The organism is Nitrospira sp. (genome assembly GCA_005116745.1).
In the GTDB taxonomy this organism is placed as follows: Bacteria; Nitrospirota; Nitrospiria; order Nitrospirales; family Nitrospiraceae; genus Nitrospira_D.
Genome location: SWDS01000006.1, coordinates 537427 through 545121, shown reverse-complemented (window position 1 = coordinate 545121; position 7695 = coordinate 537427). Strand labels below are relative to the sequence as shown.

Sequence of the window (7695 nt, the reverse complement as noted above, 5' to 3'; positions counted from 1 at the left end):
ACTGGCCATAATGTGACCTCCTTGTTAGACGAACCTCCGCATTGACGAACTCTTCTTAGCTGACCGAACCCCGCCAGTTCCTCCAGCACGTGGATTTCGAGAACTCATAGCTAAGTAAAGCATACTCCTCGAGCTATGAAGAGCTGATGAGGAATTCATGAAGACTTTTTAATGATCCAGCTGAATGCCTGATCTGAGCGCAAAGCCTTCGGTGAGCCAGCCCCTCTGGCCGTTTCTTCCTGCCTGCTCGACCCCTCAAATGACCTGACTGTCGCCATGAGTGGACCACATGGCAATGTATTCCGGCAATATCCTCACACCCATCCGTCATCCGCAACTGTCGGCGGACAAGCGATGCGCCCAAAGTGTCAGAGAGAGACGGTGATGAAACCTGTTCAGGGGCGGTGACGCAACTCGGTCGATATTAATGCGGCTGCTCCGTCCTGGTGAGGAACCGGTTCTTGATCTAACCACGCATCGCCTTCCGGCTGATGACCAGCCTCTGCTGTCAGCGAGGTAAAGTCAAAGAGTCGTGGATCCATCAAGAGCGAGGGCGCGACGTTGGTCAATGCCGCGGCGATGCTGTCGGAACAGCCAGATGACTCTCGCTCCCATTGCTGAAGAAATGCTTTCACTTTCTTTCGCTTCAAATTCTCTTGAGAGCCGCAGAGGTCGCAGGGAATGATGGGAAATTCTCTTAGCTCCGCATAGCGTGCAAGATCGGCCTCTTTCACCAACGCCAGCGGACGGATGACCAGATGCCGTCCATCCTTTGAACGCAGTTTTGGTGGAATCGCTTTCAACTTCCCTGTATAGAAGAGATTCAGGAAGAGCGTTTCGATTATGTCATCCCGATGATGCCCGAGCGCGATTTTCGTGGCCCCTAGCTCACCGGCGATGCGATAGAGATGTCCCCTGCGAAGGCGCGAACACAACGAGCACGTCGTTTGTCCTTCGGGAATCAGTCGTTTCACAATCGAATAGGTATCGCGGGACTCGATGTGGAAGCGGACTCCCCGACTAGTCAGATAATCTGGCAGGACGTCCGCTGGAAATCCTGGCTGCTTCTGGTCGAGGTTGACGGCAATCAGGTCAAAATGGATCGGTGCACGGGGTTGCAGCACGAGTAGGATGTCGAGTAAACCATAACTATCTTTGCCGCCCGACAGACACACCATAACCTTGTCGCCGTCCTCAATAAGGCGATAGTCAGCAATCGCTTGCCCCACCAGGCGGCAGAGGCGTGTCTGAAGCTTCTCGGTTTCTTCGTCGAGTTTACGACGTGGCGTGGCGGCCGCAGAGATAGGCATGGCGCGATTGTAGCCGCTCTGGAGCGGTCCTGTCGACCGTGCACTGGTACATGGAGCATGACAAACCACCTATGAGGCAGTCCATTCTCTTTGTCTGCACGGGAAACGTGTTCCGCAGCGTGACAGCCGAATATGCGGTCCGGGCACAGAGCGGTCCACAATCCTGTTACCACGTTGAATCGGCTGGTATCAAAGCCTCGCCTCAATCGGTTCCCCTGGTGGTCTGTCACCCGCTGATCCAGAAAGGCATTGACCCCTCTGCGCACATTCCACAAGCACTGACCAAGGAGCTGATCAATCGGGTTGATCTTATTATTGCCATGAGTCTGAACCATCGAGAGTTTATTCAGCGGCAATTCGGTCTGACGACTCCACTCTTCAATGAAGTGGCACTCGGCGAAGAAACCCCAATTCTCGACCTGCACGAAGCTCTGCCAGATTGGGAGCGTGATCTTGCCCAAGCCCGAGACTATGTGGAGTCAGTCATCGACCACATTTGGGCATCCGTGCCGGCATTGATGGCACGACTTTCACAGTTTCCTGGACACCGAGGGCCCATGAAACCGTAATCACAGTTCAAACTGGAACAAGTGTGGACAATTTGTTCCTCCTCTCGCTCCTCGTCGATCAATCGCATCAGCCTCGCCAGCAGCTTGAACCAAGAATGCTATAGTTTTCCATGGACCATACCGACAGACCCTATGGAGGATGAAGTGTCTCATGGACCGTACGGTTTCCGACGTGCTCAAGACTCCGGCTGTTGGCCACGACGAACCGACATGGGCCTCCTGGCCCGACGACGCGTTGTTGGATCTCCCGATGTGCGATCTGCACCTCGGACTCAAGGGTGGATTTCTCGAACAGCCGATCGCAGAATTGACCCGCGAGCTGGAAGAACGTCGCCTGCTGTTTCGCCCACACTTCTGGCTCTCCAATGAATGGTTCACACCCGATGGGGTTCCCGGCATTGCGATTCCCTTCTACCTCGCTCATCCTCGCCTTGCGAAACTCGAACTAGCCCAAATGCTCGAAGTCGAAGGCGGAACAACGGAATGGTGCCTGCGCATTCTCCGCCACGAAGCCGGCCATGCCATCGAGAACGCGTACAAAATCAGGCGGCGCAAAACCCGCCAGCAGACTTTCGGCAAGTCGTCCCAACAGTACCCGCTGTATTACTCGCCTCGTCCCTATAGCCGGAGTTTCGTCCGCCACTTAGATTTATGGTATGCGCAGAGTCATCCGGATGAAGACTTCGCTGAAACCTTTGCCGTCTGGCTGACACCGGACTCCCTATGGGAAGAGCGATACCGTGGCTGGCCCGTTCTGAAGAAGCTCAGATATGTCGATGGCCTCATGAATAACCTCCAGGGCATCCCCCCCTCCGTCACAACACATGAAGAAATTGATCCACTTCCCAATCTCAAAAAGACTCTTCGCGAACACTATGAGCGAAAGCGCAGACATTACGGCATCGAGCACCAGTCGCAGTATGACCCGGATCTCAAGCGGCTCTTTTCCCACCTGCCCAACCATGCCAATAGGCCAAGTGCCGCCACCTTTCTCAATCGGTTTCGCCGTGAAGTGCGACGCAAAGTCGCGAGTTGGACCGGCGAGTATCAATACACGATCGACCAAGTGCTGGAGGACATGATCCGGCGATGCCGTGAATTGAATCTTCGAGTCCCCGTAGCAGAAGAGCAGGCCAAACTCGATTTCACCATCCTCCTGACCGTCCACACCATGAACTTCTTGCGGAGTGGGCGCCATCGAGTGGCCTTATGAAGCGACTGCGCGTGCTCGTCCTTATGCATGAAGACCTTGTCCCGCCGGAGCAGGTGAACGGTCACGATCTGGAAACCGCCGCGTGGCGAACAGAGCATAATGTCGTCTCCACATTGAAGAAGCTAGGGCATGAGGTGCTCCCGCTCGGCGTGAAGAGCGATCTCGACGTGATCCATTCTGCCATTGAGGAGTGGAAGCCGGACATCGCCTTCAACTTACTTGAAGAATTCGATGGCGTTGCCGTCTACGATCAGCACGTCGTGTCATACCTCGAACTCCTGCACCTCCCCTACACCGGCTGTAATCCGCGCGGCCTGATGCTGGCACGGGACAAGGCGCTGACCAAGAAAGTGTTATCCTTTCACCACATCCCCTATCCAGAATTTATCGAAGTCCCTCAGGGGCGCACGGTCAGGCGACCCAAATGGCTCTCCTTCCCATTGATCGTCAAATCCGTCAGCGAAGAAGCCTCACTGGGCATCTCTCAGGCCTCGATCGTAGAGGACGACGACAAGCTGAGCGAACGAGTGGCGTTCATCCATAATAGTGTGGGCAGTGGCGCCCTGATCGAGCGGTATATCGAGGGGCGTGAATTCTACGTAGGGATCATTGGCAACGGCCAGCTGCAAGTGCTGCCGGTGTGGGAACTCATCATGGACAAGCTGCCTGAGGACGCCAAACGGATCGCGACCGAGCGTGTGAAGTGGAGCCGGAAGTATCAGCAGAAGTACGGCATCACATCACGAGAGGCTGACAACCTGCCGAAGGGAAAAGCCGAAGACATTCAGGATCTATCGAAACAAGTGTATCGGGCGCTTGGACTCAGCGGCTATGCGCGGATCGATATGAGGATGGCAGATGACGGACAACTCTATGTCCTGGAAGCTAATCCCAACCCTCAAATCGCAGAGGATGAGGACTTCGCCGATTCGGCAAAGAAAGCGGACTATCACTACAAGGAACTACTCCAAGAACTCCTGAACGTTGGCCTCCGCTGGCGACCCGCTAAAGCGGCCTAACCGTTTACACTCAACCCTACAGTATTTTCCCGCCGAGCGTCAGAACTGCTTGTCCTGGCCTCATGAACCCGTTAGGATCGGTCCACTATGCGCACCATTCACTACGTGAGTTGCTCGACGTCATGCATCCGGCTGCTCACTCTCCTCCCATGAGTAACCCGTCTGATCAACCTAAGACCGCAGGTCTCACGCTCGCCGCGCTTGGTGTCGTGTACGGTGACATCGGGACCAGTCCTCTCTATGCGCTGCGGGAATGTTTCCATGCCTCGCACGGTTTGCCCGTGACACTTCCGACAATCATCGGCCTGCTTTCCCTCATCATCTGGGCCCTGCTGCTGGTCGTCACGGTGAAGTATTTGTTGTTCGTTATGCAAGCCGACAATCAGGGTGAAGGCGGCATTGTGGCGCTCATGGCCTTGGGACAACGCCATCGCGAAGAGTCGGCGTTCCCTTTGCGGATCGGGTCCGTGATTGCACTTGGATTACTCGGGGCTTCATTGGTGTATAGCGATGGGATCATCACACCGGCCATCTCAGTCCTCAGTGCGGTGGAGGGCATCGAGGTGGAGACGACAGCCTATCGGCCCTATACACTGCCGATCGCTATCGCCGTGCTGCTTGCATTCTTTGCAATCCAGTCACGTGGCACTGGGCGGCTCGGCGCATGGTTTGGTCCTGTCATGCTGCTTTGGTTCGTCACCCTCGCAGTTCTGGGAATCACGAGCGCTGTCCAGACCCCCGAGGTGTTTACCGCGTTCAACCCCCACCATGCCGTCCAGTTTCTTCTCGACCATCCCACACAGGGCTTCGCGGTGTTAGGAAGCGTGTTTCTCGTCCTGACAGGGGCCGAAGCCCTGTATGCCGACATGGGACACTTCGGAAAATCCCCCATTCGACTCGGCTGGTATGGCGTGGTCCTTCCATCGCTCGTCCTGCAATACTTGGGTCAGGGCGCATTGCTGGCTCGGCAACCGGACGCCGTAGCGAATCCGTTCTATTTGCTCGCACCGGGATGGTTCCTCTTGCCGCTGGTCGGCCTTGCCACGCTCGCGACCATCATCGCGTCGCAAGCGATGCTCAGCGGCGCCTTTTCCCTCACGAATCAGGCGATCCAGTTGGGCTATCTGCCACGCATGCACATTCGATACACCTCCGCATCGCAGATCGGGCAAATCTACGTCCCGGCGATGAACCTCATGATGCTGATCGGCACGATCAGCCTGGTTATACTCTTTGGCACGTCCAGCAATCTGGCCGCTGCGTACGGGATCGCCGTCGCCGGCACCATGGTCATGACCACGCTACTGATGTCCGTCGTCGCCCGACGCCAATGGAAATGGAGTTGGCCAGCGGTGGTCCTCGTCACCAGTCTCTTGTTGACCATGGACCTGTCGTTTTTTGGAGCCAATGCGCTGAAGATCCCACACGGTGGCTGGCTCCCGCTGGTCCTCGGCGCCGGGATCTTCTTCTTGATGATCACCTGGCATGGCGGGCGTCGGCTCATTGCGAAACACCTCTGGAGCAAAATGCCGCAACTGACCACCTACCTGAAAGACGTGCTGGCGCAGCCGCTCACTCGCGTCCCGGGAACCGCCGTCTACTTGACGCAGTTCCCCGACCTCACGCCGCCGTCTTTCGTGCAGAACGTGCGGCACAATAAAGTGCTCCACGAACAACTGGTCTTCCTCACCACCACGACCGCCCGCGTTCCGATAGTCATCGGCAGTCATCATGTCCGTATCGAACCGCTCGCGGAGGGTGTTCGACGAGTTGTGGCGCAATATGGATTCATGGAGACTCCGGACATTACTCGCCTGCTCACAGCCTGCCGGACACAGGGGTTAGACGTCGATCTTGACGGAGCGACGTTCTTCCTGAGCCGCGTGAATTCCCTCGCCACACCGAAGCCGGGCATGGCGCTCTGGCGGGAACGCCTTTTCATCTTCCTCAGCCGTAACTCCCAGCGCGCCAGTTCGTTCTTTCATATTCCCGCTGAACAGGTTGTTGAAATCGGCGTCGTGGTGGAAATCTAGTCCATACAGGCTGGAGACGACTGCCATTCGCCGCGTTTTCCATCTTTACTCTCTTTTCAGTTTCTGCGAGAATTCATCACGATGCGCTGAGACTTCAGTAAGTCCTGCCGTCCCACCACTCACCAAGTTTTCACAACACGTCCGAGCGAGTTTGGTTATGGCGCGCTTGAGTGGCCGAAGGTGAGTCACTGTTGTTCAATAAGGACATTCAATGAAAGTTTTAGTCACGGGAGCGAATGGGTTTGTTGGAGCCCATCTGTGTCGACGTCTTGTTGAGCGAGGAGCAGATGTTCGGGCATTGGTGCGGCAAGGCTCTGATCAAAGCGAGCTGAAGGGACAGTCCGTCGACATCGTTCACGGAGACATTCTGGATCTCGCGAGTTTAGAGCGGGCCACCCAAGGCTGTGAGCAGGTGTATCACCTGGCGGCGAACGTGAAGTTTTTCACCAGGGATCCTGCGGCCATGCGTGCCGCCAATACACAGGGCACGCGCAACGTGCTCACCGCGGCTCGCAAGGCCGGCGTGCGAAAAATGATTCATACCAGCACCGCCGCAGTCCTACGGCGCGGAACGAATTCGCCCTCGGCAGACGAAACCATGCTCAAGGACGATCATGAAGCCGTTGGCGCCTACGAGCTATCGAAGTTAGAAGCGGATCGCGTCGCGATGGAGGCCTGTGCAGAGGGGCTTCCGGTGATCATCATCAATCTTGCCGCGCCGATCGGTCCTGGCGACGCAAAACCCTCCCCCATTGGTCACACCATCATTCAATTTCTCAAAGGGAGATTCCCGGTATACACCGACTCAGGCTTGAATGTCGTGGATGTTCGAGATGCCGCAGAAGGCCATTGCCTGGCTGCAGAGAAGGGAACAATCGGACATCGCTATATCCTCGGAGGAGAGAACATTTCCTTGAAAGACTTTCTTGGTGTACTGGGAGAGTTGTCGGGGGTCCCCGCGCCAACAATACAAGTGCCCTACGCGTTGACCCTGATCGGTGGTGTGATGGGTGAGATCACCGGGCGGCTCACCGGCAAGGAACCCTTGGCCTGCATGGCCTCGGTGCGAATGGGGAAATATCCGCATTACGTCAGCATCGACAAAGCAAAGCGTGAACTGGGATACCGTCCCGGTCCCATTCGAGCCTCGTTACAAGAAGAAATAGACTGGTTTCGTGCGCACGGCATGGTGTAACTGAGAACCACCACCCTGGCTCGACTCGTTATTGAGGATAGGCCGCATGCTAATCCCTGGACCTGCAGGTTCCAGAAAACATCCAGTTGCATCGCCTCGGGGGCAGTCGTTCGTCAACTCGACACACCCTCCGGTAGTGAGTCAGTTTGAATTCGCCTGATCCCCGACATCCTAAGTTTCATCACTGAGGGTCTATGGCTTACGGACTCACTTGCACAGTGTTCACTTTGGGCTATTTTCTGTTTCTGGAAGATGTTACGGTGCTCGTGCCATGCGATACACGACCCGCCTGCGGCTCGCGGTACACACTATGGTGCTGCGACGTCTGATGCATGGCTTAGGAGCCGGACCCTCAA

Annotated in this window: 6 protein-coding genes; 5 read left to right on the top strand and 1 reads right to left on the bottom strand. The window is 56.1% G+C overall.

The window, feature by feature from the left end; all coding sequences use genetic code 11:
- Positions 1–395: 395 nt before the first annotated feature.
- Positions 396–1310 (bottom strand): tRNA 2-thiocytidine(32) synthetase TtcA, encoded by a 915-nt coding sequence (gene ttcA, locus E8D52_08350; GenBank protein ID TKB68979.1) that lies wholly within the window; start codon positions 1308–1310, stop codon positions 396–398.
- Between the two features lie 38 nt (positions 1311–1348).
- Here ttcA and E8D52_08345 point away from each other — a divergent pair, with 38 nt between their 5' ends.
- The 5 genes from E8D52_08345 to E8D52_08325 all read left to right on the top strand — a co-directional run bounded on the left by E8D52_08345 (position 1349) and on the right by E8D52_08325 (position 7339).
- A complete protein-coding gene (locus tag E8D52_08345) occupies positions 1349–1879 on the top strand; it encodes a hypothetical protein (GenBank protein ID TKB68978.1) in 531 nt (176 codons plus the stop codon).
- Between the two features lie 151 nt (positions 1880–2030).
- Positions 2031–3092, top strand: a complete 1062-nt coding sequence (locus E8D52_08340; GenBank protein ID TKB68977.1) for a hypothetical protein — start codon at positions 2031–2033, stop codon at positions 3090–3092.
- Entirely contained in the window at positions 3089–4111 is a 1023-nt protein-coding gene (locus E8D52_08335) for an ATP-grasp domain-containing protein (protein TKB68976.1), read from the top strand. Before E8D52_08340 ends, E8D52_08335 begins: the two co-directional genes overlap by 4 nt.
- 149 nt (positions 4112–4260) lie before the next feature.
- Complete coding sequence (locus E8D52_08330) at positions 4261–6144, top strand: potassium transporter Kup (protein ID TKB69450.1); 1884 nt, start codon at positions 4261–4263, stop codon at positions 6142–6144.
- A 211-nt stretch (positions 6145–6355) separates the two neighbouring features.
- Positions 6356–7339, top strand: a complete 984-nt coding sequence (locus E8D52_08325) for an NAD-dependent epimerase/dehydratase family protein (GenBank protein TKB68975.1) — start codon at positions 6356–6358, stop codon at positions 7337–7339.
- Positions 7340–7695 lie beyond the last annotated feature (356 nt).

Bases quoted from the DNA above. Each gene is read 5' to 3' on its own strand.
- ttcA (TKB68979.1), bottom strand. From the start codon at position 1,310: ATGCCTATCTCTGCGGCCGCCACGCCACGTCGTAAACTCGACGAAGAA.
- E8D52_08340 (TKB68977.1), top strand. From the start codon at position 2,031: ATGGACCGTACGGTTTCCGACGTGCTCAAGACTCCGGCTGTTGGCCAC.
- E8D52_08335 (TKB68976.1), top strand. From the start codon at position 3,089: ATGAAGCGACTGCGCGTGCTCGTCCTTATGCATGAAGACCTTGTCCCG.
- E8D52_08330 (TKB69450.1), top strand. From the start codon at position 4,261: ATGAGTAACCCGTCTGATCAACCTAAGACCGCAGGTCTCACGCTCGCC.
- E8D52_08325 (TKB68975.1), top strand. From the start codon at position 6,356: ATGAAAGTTTTAGTCACGGGAGCGAATGGGTTTGTTGGAGCCCATCTG.